This window comes from Streptomyces sp. NPDC059785, from assembly GCF_042732375.1.
Taxonomy (GTDB): Bacteria; Actinomycetota; Actinomycetes; order Streptomycetales; family Streptomycetaceae; genus Streptomyces.
On the sequence record NZ_JBHWHV010000017.1, the window covers coordinates 107,078 to 127,168 of the forward strand.

The window sequence follows — 20,091 nt, forward strand, 5'->3', positions numbered from 1 at the left end:
CCGGTCCACTCCGGGCGGCTGCGGCGCCTTCGTGGCTGGTCGCGCCCGCGCGGCGGAGCCGCACATCGATACAGCTTCGCGCCCCTTTTAGGCCGCTTCGCGAACCTTAAGAGAAACGGTCGGCAAACGTGGCTACCCCCTCTCCCTCACCCCAAACTCAATATGTCGTAGATCACATCCACTCAGCTTCTTTGCGCGCCTGTGCCCTTGATACAAATTGCCCGCGCGTTCCTGTCCGTCGACGGCCGCCCACCCCCCTTCATCGCGCTCGATCGAGCCGCTTCCTTCGCATGCCCTGGGAACGCCCGTGTCCGCCCGCACCACCCCGCCCTGGTCCCTCGTCGCCCTTTTCACGGCCGGGTACCTCGCTCCGTACCTCCTCCCCACCACCGTCGGCAGGCTGGACGCGGGGCTTCCGCTCTCCGCCACGCAGGCCGGTTCGACAGGCAGCGCCCTGCTGCTGAGTTCGGCCGCCGCCGGCTTCCTGCTCGCCTCCCGCGTCGACCGGATCGGCCCCCGCGGGCTGGCCCGCGTGGGACTGCTGCTGGCCGCCGCAGGCTTCGGCACCGCCGCCCTGACCACCTCGATACCCGCGGTCGTCGTCGGCGCGATGGCCGGCGGCTTCGGCTCCGGCACCGTGACCACCGTCGCCGCCACGGGCATCGCCGCCCAGCGCGACCCGCACCGTCTCTCCACGCTCGGCCTGCTCAGCGTCTCGGCGCTGGCCGGCGCGGTATACCTGACGGTCCCTCACCTGGGCCCGGGGCACGGCCAGCCGCTGGCCGCGATCGCGCTCACCGCGCTGCTGGCCTGGCCCGCGACCGGCCGCCTGGAAACCGAGACCCGCACCACCGCGCACACCCCGCACACCACTGCCCGCCGCCCCTTCCCCCGCGCCGGGTTCGTCCTCGCCGGGGCGATGGTCCTGTGGTCGTGCGCCCAGAACTCCCTGTGGGGCGTCAGCGGCCGGATCGGCCTGAGCCAGGCCGGGCTGAGCGAGGTCACCGTAGGTGCCGTCTTCGCCGTGGCGCTCGGCGCCGGACTGCTCGGCGTGATCGGCGCGGGCGCCGTGGGCCACCGGCTCGGCCGCGCGCTGCCGGTCGGCGTGGGCACGGTCCTGATCGCCTGCTGCATCGCGGCCAGCGCCGCGGCCGACGACCTGACGTCCTTCGCGACCGGCGAGATCGCCTGGAACACGCTCTACCCGATCGTGCTGTCCTACCTGCTGGGCCTCGCCGCCGCCATGGACCCGCGCGGCCGGTGGGCGGTGTTCGTGGGCTCGGCCTCCTCGCTCGGCACGGCGTGCGGCCCGCTGGTGGGCAGCCTGCTGTCGGCCGAGGCCGGCTACCCGGCGATGGGCCTGGTCCTGGCGGCCGTCCTGCTCCTGCTCGCGCTCCCCATGGCGGCGGTGGCACTGCACACCACCGGCCGCCCGTTGCTGCCCCGCGTCGTCCTGCGCGGCGGCCGCGCCCCGGAACCAGCGCTGGTCGAGGTCGTCGAGGTCCCGCTGGACGCCCTCCCCGCCCAGCGGACGGCGTACGACACGGCGGGCCCCCGGCAGACGGCGGCACCGGGCCCGGGCCCCGCCTGACGCGAGCAGCCTCTACGCGACCTCGTCCGCCGCCGTGAACTCGTACGCCTCGACCTCGGCGAGGTAGCGGGCCCGCCGCTCCTCGTCGTGCTCCAGGAAGGAGGCGAGGAAGGAGTTGCGGGCCAGCAGCCGCAACCGCTCCCGGTCGAGCCCGAGCGCCTCGTGCACGGCACGGAAGTTGTCGCCCGCGTAGCCGCCGAAATAGGCGGGGTCGTCGGAGTTGACGGTGCAGAGCAGCCCGGCGTCCAGCATCGCGGGCAGCGGGTGCTCCGCCAGGACGTCCACCGCGCGAAGCCGTACGTTCGACAGCGGGCACAGCGTCAGCGGCACCCGCTCCCGCACCAGCCGCTCGACCAGCCCGGGGTCCTCCATGCAGCGCAGCCCGTGGTCGATCCGCTCGACGCCCAGCTCGTCCAGGGCCTGGGTGATGTACGACGGCGGTCCTTCCTCGCCCGCGTGCGCGACCCGCCGCAGCCCGAGCGCGGCGGCGGCCTCGTACACCTCGCGGAACTTGGCCGGCGGGTGCCCCACCTCGGCCGAGTCGAGCCCGATGCCGGTAATGCGGTCGAGGTGGGGCCGGGCGGCCTCCAGCGTCGTAAGAGCCGACTCGGCGGACTCGTCCCGCAGGAAACACATGATCAACTGAGTGGAGACGCCGTGTGTCTCCACACTCCTCCCGAGCGCCCGGGACAGCCCGCCCACCACAACCCCCATGTCCACCCCACGGGCCAGATGGGCCTGCGGATCGAAGAAGATCTCCGCATGCCGCACGCCCTGCGCGGCAGCCCGCGCGAGATAGGCATCGGCAAGATCGGCGAAGTCCTCCTCCGTCCGCAGCACAGTCATGAGCCGGTAATAGAGATTGAGAAAGGACTGAAGGTCCTCGAAGAGATACGCCTCCCGCAGCTCCTCGGTATCCGCGTACGGCAGGGTGACGCCGTTGCGCGCGGCGAGCGCGAAGGCCAGCTCGGGCTCGAGCGTGCCTTCGATGTGCAGGTGCAGTTCAGCTTTGGGGAGGGGCATCGAAGCATCGTACGGCGATCTCGCTTCGAAATGACCGGCACCCCGTACGACGCGCGGCCGCCCGCGCACGGGAGGGGGCGTACCGGTACATCACATGCCCGTCGATTGCGTGGTCGTACCGATACGGGAGCCCCGTAGGGAAGTCAGGCGACCGCGCAAGCGACGGGCGGATGTACCAGGACGGCCCCGCCCCCCACCGGAGCCGGAGCCCACCCACCGGAGCCGCAGCCGAAGCCCCCGCACCGACCGTCAGACCCGCTTGGGCACAGGCACCCGAACCAGATCGTGCGCCACGGTCAGCTCCCCCTCGAACCCGGCCGCCCGAGCCTGCCGCTCGAACTCTCCCCCAGAATCCGAGTACCGCTGACTGAAGTGTGTCAGCACCAGATGCCGCACGCCGGACTCACGCGCGACCCGCCCGGCCTGCCCGGCGGTGAGATGCCCGTGATCCGTGGCGAGCCGCTCGTCCTCGTCGAGGAAGGTCGACTCGATGACGAGCAGATCGGCCCCCTCGGCGAGCGCGAACACCCCCTCGCACAGCCGGGTGTCCATGACGAACGCGAACCGCTGCCCCCGCCGCACCTCGCTGACCTCGTCCAGCGTGACGCCCCGCAGCACGCCCTCCCGCTGAAGCACCCCGACATCGGGCCCCGTCACCCCTCGCTCGGCGAGCAGCCGGGGCAGCATCCGCCGCCCGTCCGGCTCCACCAGCCGGTACCCGAACGCCTCGACGGGATGCGACAGCAACCGCGCCTCGAGCGTGTACGAGCCGGTCGTCACCACAACCCCATCGGCATCGACGGGCGCCTCGCTCACCCCCACGGTCTCGCGATACGCCGTCGCGTACCGCAGCCGGTCGAAGAACCGCTGCCCGGAGCGCGGATAGTGCGCGGTCACCGGATGCGGCACCTGGTCGAGGTTGATGCGCTGGATCACCCCGGAGAGACCCAACGAATGATCGCCATGAAAATGCGTCACGCAGATCCGGTGCAGATCGTGCGCGGCGACCCCGGCACGCAGCATCTGCCGCTGCGTGCCCTCGCCGGGATCGAACAGGAACCCCTCCCCGTCCCAGCGCAGCAGATAGCCGTTGTGGTTGCGGTGCCGGGTGGGGACCTGGCTGGCGGTGCCGAGGACCACCAGTTCACGTACGGACACGGTCTGGCGCCCGCCGCCTCAGCCGGGGGGCCACTGGAGGCCGCGGCCGCCCAGCACGTGGGCGTGCGCGTGGAAGACGGTCTGCCCCGCCCCCGTACCGGTGTTGAACACCACGCGGTAGCTGTCCAGCCCCTCCTGGGCCGCGACCTCGCCGGCCTCGCGCAGCACGTCGGCGGCGAGCGCCGGTTCGGCGGCGCCGAGCGCGGCGGCGTCCGCGTGGTGCGCCCGGGGGATCACGAGGACATGCGTCGGCGCCTGCGGGTTTATGTCACGGAAGGCGAAGGTGGTCTCGGTCTCGCGCACCACCGTCGCCGGAATCTGCCCCGCGACGATCTTGCAGAACAGGCAGTCGTCCTGCGGTTCTCCCGACATGCGTGTGCCTCCTCACGCCCGCTGATCACTGGTGTCGGCATCGTATCGGCCCGGTGCTTGCGCCTGTCGGGGTGCCGCCCGCCGAACACAGGACGGACGGCACCCCGATGTCTCACAGCCCAGCCACCCCAGGCGACTCGGGCAGCTCAGGCAACCCGGGCGCGGACTTGGCCGGATTCTCCGCCAGCGCGGCCAGCGCGATCCGCACCGCCTCGTCGAGCTGGACGTCCCGCCCGGCGGCGTAGTCCTGCGGCCGCTGAACCACCTCGACGTCCGGATCGACGCCGTGGTTCTCCACGCCCCACTCGTACCCCTCCAGCCAGATCGCGTACTTGGGCTGGGTGACGAGCGTGCCGTCGACCAGGCGGTACCGGCTGTCGATCCCCACCACGCCGCCCCAGGTGCGGGTGCCGACGACGGGCCCGATGCCGAGCGCCTTGATCGCCGCGTTCACGATGTCGCCGTCGGAGCCGGAGAACTCGTTGGCGACGGCGACGACGGGCCCGCGCGGCGCGTCCTCGGGATAGCTGAAGGGCCGCATCCCGCGGGGCACGTCCCAGCCGACGATGCGGCGCGCGAGCTTTTCGATGACGAGCTGTGAGGTGTGCCCGCCGCGGTTCTCACGGACGTCCACGATCAGCCCGTCCTTGGCCACCTCGATCCGCAGATCCCGGTGGATCTGGGCCCAGCCGGGCGCCTGCATGTCGGGCACGTGCAGATACCCGAGACGCCCGCCGGACTGCTCGTGGACGTAGGCGCGCCGGTCCGCGACCCAGGCGTGGTACCGCAGCGGCTCCTCGTCCGCGAGCGGCACGACCACGGCGTGCCGGTGGTCGCCGCCGCCGGACGGGGAGACGGTCAGCTCGACCGGCCGCCCCGCCGTGCCGACGAGCAGCGGCCCGGGCCCGGTGACCGGGTCGACCGCCCGGCCGCCGACCGCGACGATGGCGTCCCCGGCCCGTACGGCGACACCGGGCGCGGCGAGCGGGGCCCGCGCCTCGGGGTCGGAGGTCTCCGAGGGCAGGATCCGGTCGATGCGCCAACTCCCGTCCTCGTGCCGGGAGATGTCCGCGCCGAGCAGCCCTTGCGTGTAGTCGGCGCCGGCCCGGCCGCCGGACGGGGTGACGTAGGCGTGCGAGGTGCCGAGCTCGCCCTGCACCTCCCAGAGCAGGTCCACCAGGTCGTCGTGGGTGGCGACCCGCTCCAGGACCGGCCGGTACCGGTCGAGCACCGCGTCCCAGTCGACACCGCCCAGGTCGGGACGCCAGAAGTTGTCCCGCATCAGCCGGCCCGTCTCCTCGAACATCTGCCGCCACTCGGCGGCCGGGTCGACGCTCTGCCGGATCCGGGAGAGGTCGACGGTGATGTTGGAGTCGCTGTCGTCGTCGGCCGGGGCGCGCCGGTCGCTGGGTACGACCTTGAGCTTGCCGTCGGTCCACAGCAGCACCCGCTTGCCGTCGCCGCTGACGGCGAAGTGGTCGGCGTCGGCGGCGAGGTGCTCGATGCGCTGTTGCGCCAGGTCGTAACGTTCCAGCTCGGTGCGCGGGTCCGGGTCGTCGGGGGTCGCTCTGGAGGAGCCGAGCACGCCGCGCACCGGGTGCCTGAGCCACAGCACGCCGTCCTTGGCGGCGCGCAGCCCCGAGTAGCGGGCGGCCTCCACGGGGAACGCCACGATGCGGTCGGCGAGCCCGTCGAGGTCGATCCGGGTGGTGGAGGCGCCCTCGCTGTCGGGGGTCTCGTCCTTGTCCGGTGCCTCGAAGGGGCGGCCGTGGCGCTGCGGCCCGAACGGCGAGGGGGTGGTCGCGGCGAGCGTGATCAGGTGCGGCCGGGAGCCGCCGACGAAGGCGAGGTCGAAGACGTGCTCGTCGTAGACCGGGTCGAAGGAGCGCGCCGAGAGGAAGGCGAGGTGCTTGCCGTCGAGCGTGAAGGCGGGCGCGTAGTCGCGGAAGCGCAGGGGGGTCGCCTCGGTCACCGACAGATCGGCGGTGTTGGCGATCTTGAGCTGGCGGAGCGGCCGGGGCCCGGGGTGGGACCAGGCGAGCCAGGAGGAGTCGGGCGAGAAGACGAGTCCGGAGACCTCGCCGTCACCGCTGCGGTCGACCTCCCGTACCTCGCCGGTCTCACGCTCGACGAGCAGGACGCGGCCGTCGTGGGAGGCGACGGCGGCCCGGCTGCCGTCGGGGGCCATGGCGAGCCCGAGGACCCGGCCGAGCTGCCCGGCGGCGAGCCGGCGCGGGGTCGCGCCGGGGGCGGCGCCGGTCGCGGGGGCGAACTCCAGGGCGTCGTCGCCCTCGGCGTCGGTCACCCACACCACGTACTCCTCGCCGGCGGCGCGGAAGGTGCGGGGCAGCCGGGCGCGGACGCCCTGTTCGGCGGCGAGCGCGCGGGCAGGGCCCGAGCGGTGGGTGATCCAGTGGACGGCTCCGCGCACGGAGACGGCGCTGCCGCGTCCGGTGTGGTCGGGGGCGCCCGCGCCGAACCAGCGGGCGGCGCTCACCGGATGCGGCTGGAGGTCGGCGCGCTGGCCGCCGAGCCGGATGTCGAGGCGGCGCGGTTCGGCGCCGTCGAGGTCGTCGAGGAGCCAGAGTTCACCGGCGCACGAGTACACCACCCGGGTGCCGTCGGTGGACCCGTGCCGGGCGTAGAAGCCCTGGTCGACGGGGGTGTGGCGGCGCAGGTCGGAGCCGTCGGCGAGGGAGGACCACAGGGCGCCGGTGCCCTCGTGGTCGGAGAGGAACGCGACCCGTTCCGACCCCTTGGAGCCCACCCACATCGGGTACTCGATGTTGCCGTCGAGCCCTTCGTGCAGCCGGACGAACTCGCCGTCGCCCTCGCGGTCGATCCACAGCTTGCCCGCCGTGCCGCCGCGGTACCGCTTCCACCAGGCGGCCTCGCGCCCCATCGGCGCGGACAGCAGCAGGATGCCGGGCCCGTACGCGACGTCGCCCACGGGTCCGTACGGCAGGGTGGCCGGGGGGCCGCCGTCGAGCGGGACGGCGCGGGCCCAGCTGCGCCGCAGCGAGGCCTGGCCGTGGGTGCTGAGCGCCAGGACGTGTCCGTCCGGGGTCCAGCCACGGACCTGGGTCCTGTTGCTCCCCCAGTAGGTGAGGCGCTGCGACCGGCCGCCGTCGACGGGGGCCGCATGCACCTCGGGCGCTCCGTCCCGGGTGGAGGTCCAGGCGACGGTGGTGCCGTCGGGGGAGATACGCGGATGGTTCACGGGCACGTTGTCGGCGCTGACCCGCCAGGCGCGTCCGCCGCCGTCGATCGGGGCGACCCAGACGTCGTCCTCGGCGGTGAAGGCGACGAGGTCGCCGTGCACGTGCGGAAACCGGAGATATGCGGAGGGTACGGACTGTGTCACCCGATCACCCTATGCAGGGACGGCCCCCGCGGACAGAGGCGGGCACCACTTCCGGCTCTCCGACACCTTCCGCTGTCATGTGCCTCAGGCGTTTCAGAGGACCCCGGCGGTCATTTGCCGTTGGCGGGCCAGCACTTGGGGTCGTCCTTGCACCAGACCGTCTCGGTCACGGTGACCGTCGCGCCGGGCTCGTCGGGCTGGTCCGGCTCGTCGGGCTCCCAGGTGGCGGGCGGTGTGGGGGTCTCGGAGTCGGGGGCGTTGCAGTCGCCGAGCACGCCCACGTGGAACCATTCCTTGCCCGCGACCCTGGCCGTGAGGCTCCCCCGTACGCACTTGCCGTCGACCGCCTGCGTGACCTTGCCCCTGACGGTGATCTCACGGCCGTCCTTGGACTCGCCCTGACAGTCCACGTCGGCCACGGTCTCCCGGCCGGACGTCGGCGTGTTGCCGGGCGTGTACGCCTTGTTGCCGTCACCGTAGTTGGCCGTGCAGGTCAGCCACTGCACGTCGACGCCCTGCCGCTCCAGCTCCGCGGTCGCCTGTTCCTGCGTCGTGTACGCCACGGTGGCGGTGTTCATGTCACCGGGCTCGCACGCCGCCACACCGAACACCGCGGACCCACCCAGCGCGACCGCGGCGAACACCTTCCTGCGGCCCACGCGATGCCGTAAACGCCTCATAGCCCCCATGGACGGCAGGGTGCCACCGTCACGGGTCCGGCGGTAGACCTCATGCGGCCACACCCGGACCGCACACCCGTGCGACGTGCGTCAACTGCGGAGCAGCAGCCACTCCTGGAGTTCCACGAGATTGCCCTCGGGGTCCTTGAGATGGGCGACGCGCATGCGGTCGGTCAGCGGCGCGGGACCGTGCACCAGGACCCCGCCCCGCGCGGCGACCGCCTCGCAGTAGGCGTCCAGGTCGTCGACGCGCAGCACGACGAGCGAACGGTGCCCCGCCGCCTCACTGCCGACCTCGCCGAGGACCTCGGCCATGACCGCCCGGTCCTGGAGCGCTATCCCGGCCGACCCGGTGGCGGGCGAGAACTTCTCGTACGGTCCCTCCGCCGCGCCCGACTGGGGCTTCAGGGCGAGGACTTCGGCGTAGAAGCGGTAGCAGGCGGCGAAGTCCGTGACGAGCAGCCGCACCTGTGCGAGTTCCAACACGTCCCCCATGTACGTCGGTTCCACGCCGGTACCCGCGTACGCCGGTCGTACACCGGTGTCCGGCCGGCCGCTCGGTCCGGTCAGGACCAGCGGCCGGTGCGCCCGAGCAGCAGGGCCGCCGCGGCGGTCCCCGCGGTCGAGGTGCGCAGCACGCTGCGCCCCAGGCGGCAGGCGGTCGCGCCCGCCCCGGTGAACTGCGCCAGCTCCTCGGGAGAGACGCCCCCTTCGGGGCCGACGACCAGCACGATCTCCCCGGCGTCGGGCAGTTCGACGGTGGCGAGCGCTTGGCTTCCGACGTCCCGGTCCTCGTGCAGCACCACGGCCAGTTCGGCTCTGGCGAGAAGTGCGGCAACGTTTTTGGTCGTCATCGCGTCCGCGACCTCGGGGAAGCGGACCCGCCTGGACTGCTTGCCGGCCTCGCGGGCGGTGGCCCGCCACTTGGCGAGCGCCTTCTGCCCGCGCTCGCCCTTCCACTGGGTGATGCAGCGGGAGGCGGCCCACGGGACGATCGCGTCCACACCGGTCTCCGTCATGGTCTCCACGGCGAGCTCCCCGCGGTCGCCCTTGGGCAGCGCCTGGACGACGGTGATACGGGGGGCCTCGGCCGGTTCCTCGGCCACCGAGTCCATGTGGACGATCAGCCGGTCCTTGCCCTCGGTGTCCGTCACCACGCAGTCCGCCCACCGCCCCGCCCCGTCGGTGAGGATCACGTCCTCGCCGGGCCGCAGCCGCTTCACGGAGACGGCGTGCCGCCCCTCGGGCCCGTCGAGCACATAGCGTCCGCCGCCACCGGCGTCGAAGTGCTCGACCACGAACACGGGCGCTGTCATCCGGTCACCTCACCGTCGAGGAAGCCCTGCGCCACCCCGCCGACCGCTCCGGGCGGCCCTGACAACGCTGTCCTGGCCGCTTCGAGTTCGGCCGCCAGCACCTCCACGAGCTGTCCCGCGGGCAGTTCGCGCGCCAGCCGGTGCCCCTGCCCCGCCCACAGCGCCATGCCCTGCGCGTCGCCCGCCTTGGCCGCCGCCTTGCGCAGCGGCGAGGTGAGGTGGTGGACGTCGGGGTAGGCGGCGGGCGCGTACGGGCCGTGCTCGCGCAGGAAACGGTTGACCAGTCCCCGGGCCGGGCGCCCGGAGAACGCCCGGGTCAGTTCCGTACGGACGAACAGCGGGTCGGTCAGGGCCCGCTTGTGGATGAGGGCGGCACCCGATTCCGGGGTGGCGAGGAAGGCCGTGCCGAGCTGGGCGGCGCTCGCGCCCGCCGCGAGCACCGCGGCGATCTGGCTGCCGCGCATGATGCCGCCGGCCGCGATCAGCGGGAGATGGACGGTCTCGCGGGTACGGGCGAGCAGGGCAAGCAGTCCGAGTCCGGCGCCGTCGGTCTCGACGCTGTCGCGGTGGGTGCCCTGGTGGCCGCCCGCCTCGACGCCCTGCATGATCACCGCGTCGGCGCCCGCCTGCTGCACGGCCAGCGCCTCCTCGGGCGTGGTCGCGGCCACCATCGTCGTGGTGCCGACGCGGGCCAGCGCGGCGAGGACGTCGGGCGCCGGGCAGCCGAAGTGGAAGGAGACCACCGGCACCGGGTTGTCCAGCAGGACGGCGAGCTTGACCTCGTAGCCGTCGTCGCGGCCGCTGTCGGGGTCGCCCAGCTCGGTCCCGTACCAGGCGGCCTCTCCGGCGAGCTGGTGGGCGTAGACGCCGACGGCCGACGGGTCGGCCAGATCGGGCTGCGGCATGAAGAGGTTCACGCCGAACGGGCCGGACGTGAGCCCGCGGAGCTGCTTGATCTCCTGGTACATGCCGTCGGCGGTCTTGTACCCGGCGGCGAGGAATCCGAGGCCGCCGGCGTCGGACACGGCGGCGGCGAGCTGCGGCACCGAGACGCCGCCCGCCATGGGGGCCTGCACGATCGGATACCGGAGGAGACCGGTCAGCGCGGAGGACATGACGGCATGTTGTCACGTCCTGGGGACAAGTCCGAATCCGCCCTTCCGCCCGGCAGCGGCCGCGCGGAACGGCGGTCCCCGGCCGCTGTCCGCGGCCGGGGAGGGCGTCCGTCAGCGGCCGTTGAAGGCGTCCTTGAGGCGGGAGAACAGGCCCTGCTGGCCCGGCTGGAACTGCCCCGTGGGCCGCTCCTCGCCGCGCAGCTGCGCCAGCTCGCGCAGCAGCCGCTCCTGCTCCGGTTCGAGCTTGGTCGGCGTGGTCACCTCGACGTGCACGATGAGGTCGCCGCGGCCGCCGCCGCGCAGATGCGTGATGCCCCGGCCGTGCAGCGGGATCGACTGCCCGGACTGGGTGCCGGGCCGGATGTCGACCTCTTCGAGGCCGTCGAGGGTCTCCAGCGGCACCTTCGTGCCGAGCGCCGCCGCGGTCATCGGGATGGTGACCGTGCAGTGCAGGTCGTCGCCGCGGCGCTGGAAGGTCGCGTGCGGCAGCTCGTGGATCTCGACGTAGAGGTCACCTGCCGGGCCGCCGCCGGGGCCGACCTCGCCCTCGCCCGCGAGCTGGATCCGCGTGCCGTTGTCCACACCGGCCGGGATCTTCACGGTCAGGGTCCGGCGGGAGCGTACGCGCCCGTCGCCCGCGCACTCCGGGCACGGGGTCGGCACGACCGTCCCGAAGCCCTGGCACTGCGGGCAGGGCCGGGACGTCATGACCTGGCCCAGGAAGGACCGCGTCACCTGCGACACCTCGCCGCGGCCGCGGCACATGTCACAGGTCTGCGCGGTGGTACCGGGCGCGGCGCCCTCGCCGTTGCACGTGGTGCAGACGACGGCGGTGTCGACCTGGATGTCCTTGGTCGTGCCGAAGGCGGCCTCGTCGAGGTCGATCTCCAGCCGGATCATCGCGTCCTGGCCGCGGCGCGTGCGCGAGCGCGGCCCGCGCTGCGACGCCGTCCCGAAGAACGCGTCCATGATGTCCGAGAAGTTGCCGAAGCCGCCGGCGCCGAAGCCGCCCGCGCCCTGGCCGCCGCTCTGCGAGAGCGGGTCGCCGCCGAGGTCGTAGACCTGCTTCTTCTGCGGGTCCGACAGGACCTCGTAGGCGGCGTTGATCTCCTTGAAGCGCTCCTGCGTCTTCGGATCGGGATTCACGTCCGGGTGCAGCTCGCGCGCGAGCCTCCGGAACGCCTTCTTGATCTCGTCCTGGGACGCGTCGCGGCGCACGCCGAGTACGGCGTAGTAGTCCGTGGCCACCTACGACTCCGCCAGGATCTGTCCGACGTACCGTGCCACTGCGCGTACCGCTCCCATCGTTCCCGGGTAATCCATGCGGGTCGGTCCGACCACGCCGAGTTTGGCCACTGCCTCGCCGCCCGAACCGTAGCCGACCGAGACCACGGATGTGGAGTTGAGTCCCTCATAGGCGTTCTCGTGACCGATCCGTACGGTCATGCCCGAATCCCCCGCCTCGCCGAGGAGTTTGAGGAGAACGACCTGTTCCTCCAGGGCTTCGAGGACGGGCCGGATGGTGAGGGGAAAGTCATGCCCGAAGCGGGTGAGATTGGCGGTGCCGCCGATCATCAGCCGCTCCTCGGTCTCCTCCACCAGCGTTTCGAGGAGGGTGGAGAGCACCGTCGAGACCGTGCCGCGGTCCTCCGCCTCGAAGGCCTCCGGCAGGTCCTGCACCAGCGGCGGGACGTCCGCGAAGCGGCGGCCCGCGACCCTGCTGTTCAGCCGCGCCCGCAGGTCCGCGAGCGAGGCCTCCCCGAACGGGGCCGGACAGTCGATCATGCGCTGCTCGACCCGCCCGGTGTCCGTGATGAGGACCAGCATCACCCGCGCCGGGGCGAGCGACAGCAGCTCCACGTGACGCACGGTCGACCGGGTCAGCGACGGGTACTGCACCACCGCGACCTGCCGGGTGAGCTGCGCGAGCAGCCGCACCGTACGGCCCACCACGTCGTCGAGGTCGACGGCGCCGTCGAGGAAGTTCTGGATGGCCCGGCGCTCGGGCGCCGTCATCGGCTTCACGCCGGCGAGCTTGTCGACGAACAGCCGGTAGCCCTTGTCCGTGGGGATGCGCCCGGCGCTGGTGTGCGGCTGCGCGATGAACCCCTCGTCCTCCAGGGCCGCCATGTCGTTGCGCACCGTCGCCGGGGAGACGCCGAGGCTGTGCCGCTCGGTGAGGGCCTTGGAACCGACCGGCTCCTCGGTCCCGACGTAGTCCTGGACGATGGCGCGCAGCACCTCGAGCCTGCGTTCACTGAGCATCGCGCACACCTCCAAGATCGCTCCGCGTCCTTCACCCTGGCACTCAGCGCACGGGAGTGCCAGCTTCCCCGGCCCAGTGTACGGCCGTGAGGTACGGCCCCGGCAAGGGCGGGCCCGCCCGCCGTGACGAGGTGCACCGACCTGTCCTGCGATGTCCTGCCGTCGCGCGTCCCCGCCGTTAGCGTCATGGCATGAAGGTGACTTGGGAAGAGCCCGCGTGGCAGGAACTCGCGCCGGCGGTCGGCCGGACCCGCCTGCCCGTCTGGGACTGCACGACCGGACTCGTGGTCGGCGACGGCGCCGCGCTGCTGGTCGACACCGGTTCGAGCCTGGCCGAGGGGGCCGCGCTGCGGGCGGCGGCGGGCCGGCTGCTCGGCCCCGCGGGGCGTGTGACGCACATCGCGCTCACGCACCCCCACTTCGACCACGTCTTCGGCACGGCGGCGTTCGCCGGGGCGGAGGTGTTCGCGGCGGTGGGCATGCCCGCGCTGCTGGCGGCGGACCGCGAGGGACTGCGCGCGGACGCGGTGGCCCAGGGCCTGGACCCCGAGGCGGCGGACGAGGCGGCGGACCTCCTGGTCCTCCCCCACCACCAGGTCTCCGGCGAATGGACCCTGGACCTGGGCGGCGGCACCCGGGTCCTGCTGGCGAACGTGGGCCCCGGCCACACCGCCCACGACCTGGCGGTCCTGGTCCGGGGCGACGCCGGCTCCCCCGAGATCGTCTTCTGCGGCGACCTGGTCGAGGAGTCGGGCGAGCCGCAGGCGGGCCCGGACGCGGTGACCTCCCAGTGGCCCGCGGCCCTGGACCGGCTGCTCGCGCTGGGCGGCGAGGACGCGGTCTACGTGCCCGGCCACGGCGCGGCGGTGGACGCGGCGTTCGTCCGCGCGCAGCGGGACGCACTGGCGACCCGCTTCGGCGTGTCGTAGCGGTTACGAGGTATGCGGGCCCCCCTTCTCCTATCGTCATCCGAATGCGCCAGTACTCGCCGGACCTGACCCCTCCGTGGAAGAAGAACAAGCCCGTGCCCGAGGTCCCGGCGGACCCCGGTCTGGTGGTCGAGGACCCCGGCACCGGGTTCTGCGGTGCCGTGATCCGCTGCGAGGCGGGCACGGTGACCCTGGAGGACCGCTTCGGCAAACACCGGGTCTTCCCGCTCCAGCCCCGCGGCTTCCTCCTGGAGGGCCGTCCGGTCACCCTGGTCCGCCCCTCCGCCGCCGCGCCCGTACGGCCCACCCGGACCGCCTCCGGTTCGGTCGCCGTCCCCGGCGCCCGCGCCCGGGTGGCGCGCGCCGGGCGGATCTACGTGGAGGGCCGCCACGACGCCGAACTGGTCGAGCGGGTGTGGGGCGACGATCTGCGCATCGAGGGCGTCGTGGTCGAGTACCTGGAGGGCGTCGACGACCTGCCCGCCGTCGTCGCGGACTTCGCCCCCGGGCCGGACGCGCGGCTCGGCGTCCTGGTGGACCACCTGGTTCCCGGCACGAAGGAGTCCCGTATCGCGGAGTCGGTGACCAGCGACTACGCCCTGGTCCTCGGCCACCCGTACATCGACATCTGGGAGGCCGTGAAGCCGTCGGCCGTGTCCATCACCGCCTGGCCCCGGGTGCCGCGCGGCCAGGACTGGAAGACGGGGGTCTGCCGGGCGCTGGGCTGGCCCGAGAACACGGGCGCCGCCTGGCAGCACATCCTGTCCCACGTCCACTCGTACAAGGACCTGGAGCCGGCCCTGCTGGGCAGGGTGGAAGAACTGATCGACTTCGTGACGGCGCCGGGGGCGAGTGATTTCAGCCCGTCCGGCGCTTGAGGACGAAACCGTCAGGCCGAAGCGGGGGCCTGGGGGGCGGCAGCCCCCGGAGACAAGGGACGGGCAGGGGCGGAGGGGGCGAAAAACCCCGGGTCAGTCCACCAGGTCCCGCACCACCGCGTCCGCGAGCAACCGCCCCCGCAGGGTCAGCACGGCCCGCCCCGCCCCGTACGGCCCGGCCTCCAGCAGCCCGTCCTTTAGGGCCCGGCGGGAGGCGGCCACCCCCGCCTCCCGGAGCAACGCAAGCGGCACCCCCTCCCGAAGCCGCAGCTCCAGCAGGATCCGCTCCACCCGCCGGTCCTCCGCGGCCAGCACCTCCCGCCCCGCCCCCGGCGACCGCCCCGCCGCCAGCGCCCCCGCGTACGCGCCGGGATGCTTCACGTTCCACCACCGCACCCCGCCCACGTGGCTGTGCGCGCCCGGCCCGGCGCCCCACCAGTCGGCGCCGCGCCAGTACAGCTCGTTGTGCAGGCAGCGCGCCGCCGCCGAGGTCGCCCAGTTGGAGACCTCGTACCACTCGAAGCCCGCCGCGCCGAGCACCTCGTCGGCGATGAGGTACCGGTCGGCGTGCACGTCGTCGTCCGTCATCGGGACCTCGCCGCGCCGGATCCGCCGGGCGAGCTGGGTCCCCTCCTCGACGATCAGGGCGTACGCCGAGACGTGGTCGGGGCCCGCGCCGAGGGCCGCGTCGAGGGAGGCGCGCCAGTCGTCGTCGGACTCGCCGGGGGTGCCGTAGATGAGGTCCAGGTTCACGTGCTCGAAGCCGGCCGCGCGGGCCTCGGCGACGCACGCCTCGGGGCGGCCCGGGGTGTGGGTGCGGTCGAGGACCTTGAGCACGTGCTGCCGTGCGCTCTGCATGCCGAAGGAGATCCGGTTGAAGCCGCCGGCCCGCAGGGTCGCGAGGTACGCCGGGCCGACGGACTCCGGATTGGCCTCGGTGGTGATCTCCGCGTCGTCCGCGAGCCCGAACTCCTCGCGGATCGCCGCGAGCATCCGTACGAGGTCACCGGCGGCGAGCAGGGTCGGCGTGCCGCCGCCGACGAAGACCGTGCGGACGGGGCGGGGGTCGTCGCCGAGCACCTTGCGGGCGAGGCGGACCTCGTCGATCAGGGTCTCGGCGTAGTTGTCGCGGGAGGCGAGCACGCCGCCGGTGCCGCGCAGCTCGGTGGCGGTGTAGGTGTTGAAGTCGCAGTAGCCGCAGCGGGTCGCGCAGTACGGCACGTGGAGATAGAACCCGAGGGGCCGCTCGGCGGCCCCGGCCAGGGCGTGCGCGGGCAGCGCCCCGTCGTCGGGGACGGGCTCACCATCGGGAAGTGCGGAAGGCATACCTTCCATTGTCCCGCACCCCTCGCCCTTCTCCCGCGCACAGCCGACCACCCACCGATCCCGCACGCCGAACACCTGCCGACCCGCGCCAGCGGCCACCGCCAGTCCGAGCCGGCCACCGCCAGTCCGAGCGGGCGACCACCCACCGATCCCACACGCCGAACACCTGCCGACCCCGCACGCCGAACACCTGCCGACCCGCGCCAGCGGCCACCGCCAGTCCGAGCCAGCGACCACCAGTCCGAGCGGGCGACCGCCAGTCCGAGCCGGCCACCGCCAGTCCGAGCGGGCGACCACCCGCCGACCCCGCACGCCGAACACCTGCCGACCCCGCACGCCGAACACCTGCCGGCCCACCCTGGCGGGCACCCACCGACCCGCACCGCCGACCACCCGCCGGTCCCGTCCCGTCGCTTTCTCCTCCCCCCTCACTCCGCTCACTCCGCCTGAAGCACGAGCAGCGCCAGGTCGTCCTCCGGGGCGTTCGGGCCGAACTCGTGTACCAGGCGTCTGATGCGTTCCGCGACGAGCTGGGCGTTCAGGCCGGTGCAGCCGGAGAGCGCGGTCGCCAGGCCGTCGTCGTCATCGAACTGGCGCGAGCCGTTGCGGCGCTCGGTCACGCCGTCGGTGACGCACAGCAGCGTGTCACCGGCGTGCAGCTCGAAGGTTTCGGCGGTGTAGCGGGCGTCCTCGATGACGCCGAGCAGGGTCTGCGGCGCGGCCACCTCCCGGACGCTGCCGTCCGGCTCCAGTACCAGCGGCAGCGGATGCCCCGCGGAGACCAGCGTGCAGCGCACGCCGCCCTCCACCGGCACCAGCTCGCCGTAGAGCATGGACAGGAAACGTGTCTGCGGACCCTCCGGTTCGAGCAGGCCGGGACCGCCCGTCGCCACGAGCGCGCGGGCCGCCGCGTCCGCCGCCTCCGTCGCGTCGTCGAGCAGGAGCTGATTGAGCCGGTCGAGGACCTCCGCGACCTGATAGCCCTCGCGGGCCAGCAGCCGCAGCCAGGGCCGGGCGAGCCCGATGACGACGGCGGCCTCGGGGCCCTTGCCCTGCACGTCGCCGACCGCGAAGCACCAGCGTCCGTCACCGGCCGGGAACAGGTCGTAGAAGTCCCCGCTGGGCCCGCCCTTGTCGCACGGCTCGTACACCAGCGCGCTGCGCACCCCGGGGATCTCGGCGACGGCGCCGGGCAGCAGCCCGCGCTGGAGCACCCGGCTGATGGTGGCCTGGCGCGCGTACTGGCGGGCCGCGCCGATGGCGAGCGCCACCCGGCGGCTGAGGTCCTCGACAAGGCCGGTCACCTCGTCGGGGAAGCCGGCGGACCCGGCCCGCCCGATGACGATGGTGCCCATCGGCCGGCCGCCCGCGAGCAGCCGGTACGCGAGCGCCGCGCCACCGGCGTCCGCACCGCCCGGCACTCCACCGGCGTCCGCACCGCCCGGCACTCCACCGGCGTCCGCACCGCCCGGCACTCCACCGGCGTCCGCGCCGCCCCCGACCCCGGGCGCGGCGCCCGTACCGCCTGGGATCGCACCAGCGGCCGTACCACCCGGCATTCCACCGGCAGCCGTACCGCTTGGCACCACACCAGCGGCCGTGCCGCCCGGCACCCCGCCCGCGGCCGTACCGTCCGGTGTCCCGCCACCGGGCCAGGGCACGGGTACGGCCCGCGAGCGCACCGTGTCCGAGAGCCGCGGCGGGTCCTTCTCCAGGGCGCGGCGCAGCTCCTCGATGCGGTTCTCGCTGACGTGCCAGACGCGGGCGAGCCGCGGTCCCGGGGCGCCGGGCGGCCGGTCGGAGCCGCGCCAGGCGGTGACCTCGTCCTCCAGCCAGACCGCGCACCAGTCGGCGATCCGGGGCACCAGGAGCTGCCCGGCGAGCGCGGCGACCAGGTCCTCGTCGAGCTGTCCGGCGAGCAGGTCGGACGCCTCGGCGAGGAACGTCAGGGCGCCGCGGCTGACCCAGTCGTGGTCCTGCGGCCGGGCCCCGCGCCCGGGTTCCGGGGCGAGCAGGTCGGCGACCCGCACGCCGTGCTCCGGCGCCTGCTCGCCGCCGTACGCCTCGATCTGCTCCTCGACGGCCGCCGGCCCGCCGGCCCGCAGCCGCGACCAGACGGTCTTGGCGCCGGTGCGGTACGAGATGCCCCACTCGGCGGACAGGGCGGCGACCAGCCGCAGTCCCCGCCCGTACTCGGGGGTGCCGTAGGGCCGTTCGGAGCCGTCGTCCCGTATGACGCGGCGGGGGTGGTGGTCGGAGACCTCCAGGACGAGGTCGGCGGCGTCCCCGGCCTGCGGTTCCTCGGCGGGGCCCGCCGGGCCGGTGTCGGCGCGGTCGAGCCGGCACTGAAGGTCGACGTCCGTGCCGGCGTGCACCACGGCGTTGGTGACCAGTTCGCTGACGACGACGGTGGCGTCGTCGGCGAGCCGGTCGGTCAACAACTCGGTGCCCGGCAGGGCGTTGTCGGTCCACTCCGCGAGCGTGGCGCGGACGAAGCGGCGGGCGGCGCCGGGCGCGAGCGGACCGCCGGGCAGCGTCGCCCGTGCCACCGCGCGACGGCCCGGCCCCTGGTGCGCAAGAGCACCACGGGCCCGGGACGCGGCCTCCCGTTGCGGCGATATGGCCCCCACTGTGCGACTCCCTGAGCAGTTCGGTCGAATACACCTCAGCGGATGCGGACAGAGTGACAGACTGGCCACGCCCATAAGCGCCGAGTTACCGAAGTGGGCCGCCATGAGTGAGAACAGTGCTATTGATGCGCTCGAAGACGGACACTTTCGAGCGTCGGATCTCCGTCCGCTGCTCGCCGCGATGACCGCGGCCCGTGACGGCAACTTCGTGAAAGCGCCGGAGACGGGCAGCGGCCTGGCGGCCGAACTGACCACCGTCTTCAACCAGATCATGGACCGGACCACCCACTTCAACATCGAGGTGCAGCGGGTCCGGCGCGAGCTGGTGCGGCACGGGCGGCTCGACGAACGCATCTCGGCCAGCCCCGGGCAGGGTGGTTGGACCTCCCGGGTCGACGACGTGAACCAGTTGCTCGACGCGCTGGTGGCGCCGGCGGCCAACGCCACGCGCGTCCTGGACGCGGTGGCCGGCGGCGACCTGACCCAGCGGGTCGATCTGCACGACGGGAACCGGCAGCTCCGGGGTGACCTGCGCCGCCTCGGCCGCGCCGTCAACAAGATGGTCGACCAGTTGTCGCTCTTCACGGGCGAGGTGACGCGGGTCGCGCGCGAGGTGGGCACCGAGGGGCGGCTCGGCGGCCGGGCGAAGGTGACCGGCCTCTCCGGGAGCTGGCGCGACGTGACGGAGGCCGTCAACACGATGGCGGCCCGGCTCACCGCCCAGGTGCGGGACATCGCGCTGGTGACCACGGCGGTGGCGCGCGGCGACCTGACCCGTACGGTGACCGTCGAGGCGACCGGCGAGCTGCTGGAACTGAAGCTCACGGTGAACACGATGGTCGAGCAGCTCTCGGCGTTCGCCGACGAGGTCACCCGCGTCGCCCGCGAGGTCGGCACCGAGGGCCAGCTCGGCGGCCGGGCCCAGGTGCGCGGCGTCTCCGGGGTCTGGAAGGACCTCACCGACAACGTCAACTTCATGGCGTCGAACCTGACCTCGCAGGTGCGCAACATCGCCCAGGTGACGACGGCCGTCGCCAACGGCGACCTCAGTCAGAAGATCACCGTCGACGCGCAGGGCGAGATCCTGGAGCTGAAGTCGACCATCAACACCATGGTCGACCAGCTCTCCGCCTTCGCCGACGAGGTCACCCGCGTCGCCCGCGAAGTCGGCACCGAAGGCAACCTCGGCGGCCGGGCCCAGGTCCGCGGCGTCTCCGGGGTCTGGAAGGACCTCACCGACAACGTCAACTTCATGGCCGACAACCTCACCTCGCAAGTCCGCAACATCGCGCTGGTGTCGACGGCCGTCGCCCAGGGCGACCTGGGCAAGAAGATCACCGTCGAGGCGAAGGGCGAGATCCTGGAGCTGAAGTCGACCATCAACACCATGGTCGACCAGCTCTCCGCCTTCGCCGACGAGGTCACCCGCGTCGCCCGCGAAGTC

General features: G+C 73.4%; 16 protein-coding genes. 4 read left to right on the forward strand and 12 right to left on the reverse strand.

Annotated elements, in window-relative coordinates:
* Window positions 1–307: 307 nt before the first annotated feature.
* Window positions 308–1,591 carry an MFS transporter gene (locus tag ACFV6E_RS15960; RefSeq protein ID WP_385159318.1) on the forward strand — a complete coding sequence of 428 codons (1,284 nt, stop codon included), beginning with the start codon at window positions 308–310 and terminating at the stop codon, window positions 1,589–1,591.
* Between the two features lie 12 nt (window positions 1,592–1,603).
* Here the strand turns inward: ACFV6E_RS15960 and ACFV6E_RS15965 are convergent, their stop codons facing one another.
* The 10 genes from ACFV6E_RS15965 to hrcA form a co-directional block, all read right to left on the reverse strand.
* Entirely contained in the window at window positions 1,604–2,614 is a 1,011-nt protein-coding gene (locus tag ACFV6E_RS15965; protein ID WP_385462095.1) for an adenosine deaminase, read from the reverse strand.
* 249 nt (window positions 2,615–2,863) lie between these two features.
* Window positions 2,864–3,772, reverse strand: a complete 909-nt coding sequence (locus ACFV6E_RS15970; protein WP_385159322.1) for a ribonuclease Z — start codon at window positions 3,770–3,772, stop codon at window positions 2,864–2,866.
* A gap of 18 nt (window positions 3,773–3,790) precedes the next feature.
* Window positions 3,791–4,144 (reverse strand): histidine triad nucleotide-binding protein, encoded by a 354-nt coding sequence (locus ACFV6E_RS15975; protein WP_385159324.1) that lies wholly within the window; start codon window positions 4,142–4,144, stop codon window positions 3,791–3,793.
* A gap of 112 nt (window positions 4,145–4,256) precedes the next feature.
* A complete protein-coding gene (locus ACFV6E_RS15980) occupies window positions 4,257–7,508 on the reverse strand; it encodes a S41 family peptidase (RefSeq protein WP_385159326.1) in 3,252 nt (1,083 codons plus the stop codon).
* Between the two features lie 110 nt (window positions 7,509–7,618).
* The gene (locus tag ACFV6E_RS15985) at window positions 7,619–8,086 is read right to left on the reverse strand and encodes a hypothetical protein (protein WP_385462098.1); all 468 of its coding nucleotides are present in this window, start codon (window positions 8,084–8,086) and stop codon (window positions 7,619–7,621) included.
* Between the two features lie 192 nt (window positions 8,087–8,278).
* Entirely contained in the window at window positions 8,279–8,671 is a 393-nt protein-coding gene (locus ACFV6E_RS15990) for a VOC family protein (protein ID WP_385159377.1), read from the reverse strand.
* A gap of 83 nt (window positions 8,672–8,754) precedes the next feature.
* Window positions 8,755–9,504 carry a 16S rRNA (uracil(1498)-N(3))-methyltransferase gene (locus ACFV6E_RS15995; RefSeq protein WP_385159330.1) on the reverse strand — a complete coding sequence of 250 codons (750 nt, stop codon included), beginning with the start codon at window positions 9,502–9,504 and terminating at the stop codon, window positions 8,755–8,757.
* Complete coding sequence (locus ACFV6E_RS16000) at window positions 9,501–10,619, reverse strand: nitronate monooxygenase (protein ID WP_385462101.1); 1,119 nt, start codon at window positions 10,617–10,619, stop codon at window positions 9,501–9,503. Before ACFV6E_RS16000 ends, ACFV6E_RS15995 begins: the two co-directional genes overlap by 4 nt.
* Before the next feature lie 111 nt (window positions 10,620–10,730).
* On the reverse strand, window positions 10,731–11,867 hold the full coding sequence (gene dnaJ / locus ACFV6E_RS16005) for a molecular chaperone DnaJ (protein ID WP_385159334.1): 1,137 nt from the start codon (window positions 11,865–11,867) through the stop codon (window positions 10,731–10,733).
* A complete protein-coding gene (gene hrcA, locus ACFV6E_RS16010; RefSeq protein WP_385159336.1) occupies window positions 11,868–12,884 on the reverse strand; it encodes a heat-inducible transcriptional repressor HrcA in 1,017 nt (338 codons plus the stop codon).
* A gap of 191 nt (window positions 12,885–13,075) precedes the next feature.
* On the opposite strand from hrcA, the gene ACFV6E_RS16015 reads away from it, so the two are divergent.
* Together ACFV6E_RS16015 and ACFV6E_RS16020 are read left to right on the forward strand one after the other, a co-directional pair.
* The gene (locus tag ACFV6E_RS16015) at window positions 13,076–13,813 is read left to right on the forward strand and encodes an MBL fold metallo-hydrolase (protein WP_385462104.1); all 738 of its coding nucleotides are present in this window, start codon (window positions 13,076–13,078) and stop codon (window positions 13,811–13,813) included.
* 44 nt (window positions 13,814–13,857) lie between these two features.
* Window positions 13,858–14,691, forward strand: coding sequence for a DUF3097 domain-containing protein (locus ACFV6E_RS16020; protein WP_385159340.1), 834 nt, complete (start codon window positions 13,858–13,860; stop codon window positions 14,689–14,691).
* 93 nt (window positions 14,692–14,784) lie between these two features.
* Here the strand turns inward: ACFV6E_RS16020 and hemW are convergent, their stop codons facing one another.
* Window positions 14,785–16,017: a radical SAM family heme chaperone HemW gene (hemW, locus tag ACFV6E_RS16025; RefSeq protein ID WP_385462107.1), complete on the reverse strand. Its 1,233-nt coding sequence runs from the start codon at window positions 16,015–16,017 to the stop codon at window positions 14,785–14,787.
* Between the two features lie 437 nt (window positions 16,018–16,454).
* Window positions 16,455–18,647 (reverse strand): SpoIIE family protein phosphatase, encoded by a 2,193-nt coding sequence (locus ACFV6E_RS16030; RefSeq protein WP_385462110.1) that lies wholly within the window; start codon window positions 18,645–18,647, stop codon window positions 16,455–16,457.
* A gap of 181 nt (window positions 18,648–18,828) precedes the next feature.
* Here ACFV6E_RS16030 and ACFV6E_RS16035 point away from each other — a divergent pair.
* On the forward strand, window positions 18,829–20,091 hold a 1,263-nt coding region (locus ACFV6E_RS16035), incomplete at its 3' end, for a HAMP domain-containing protein (RefSeq protein ID WP_385462113.1).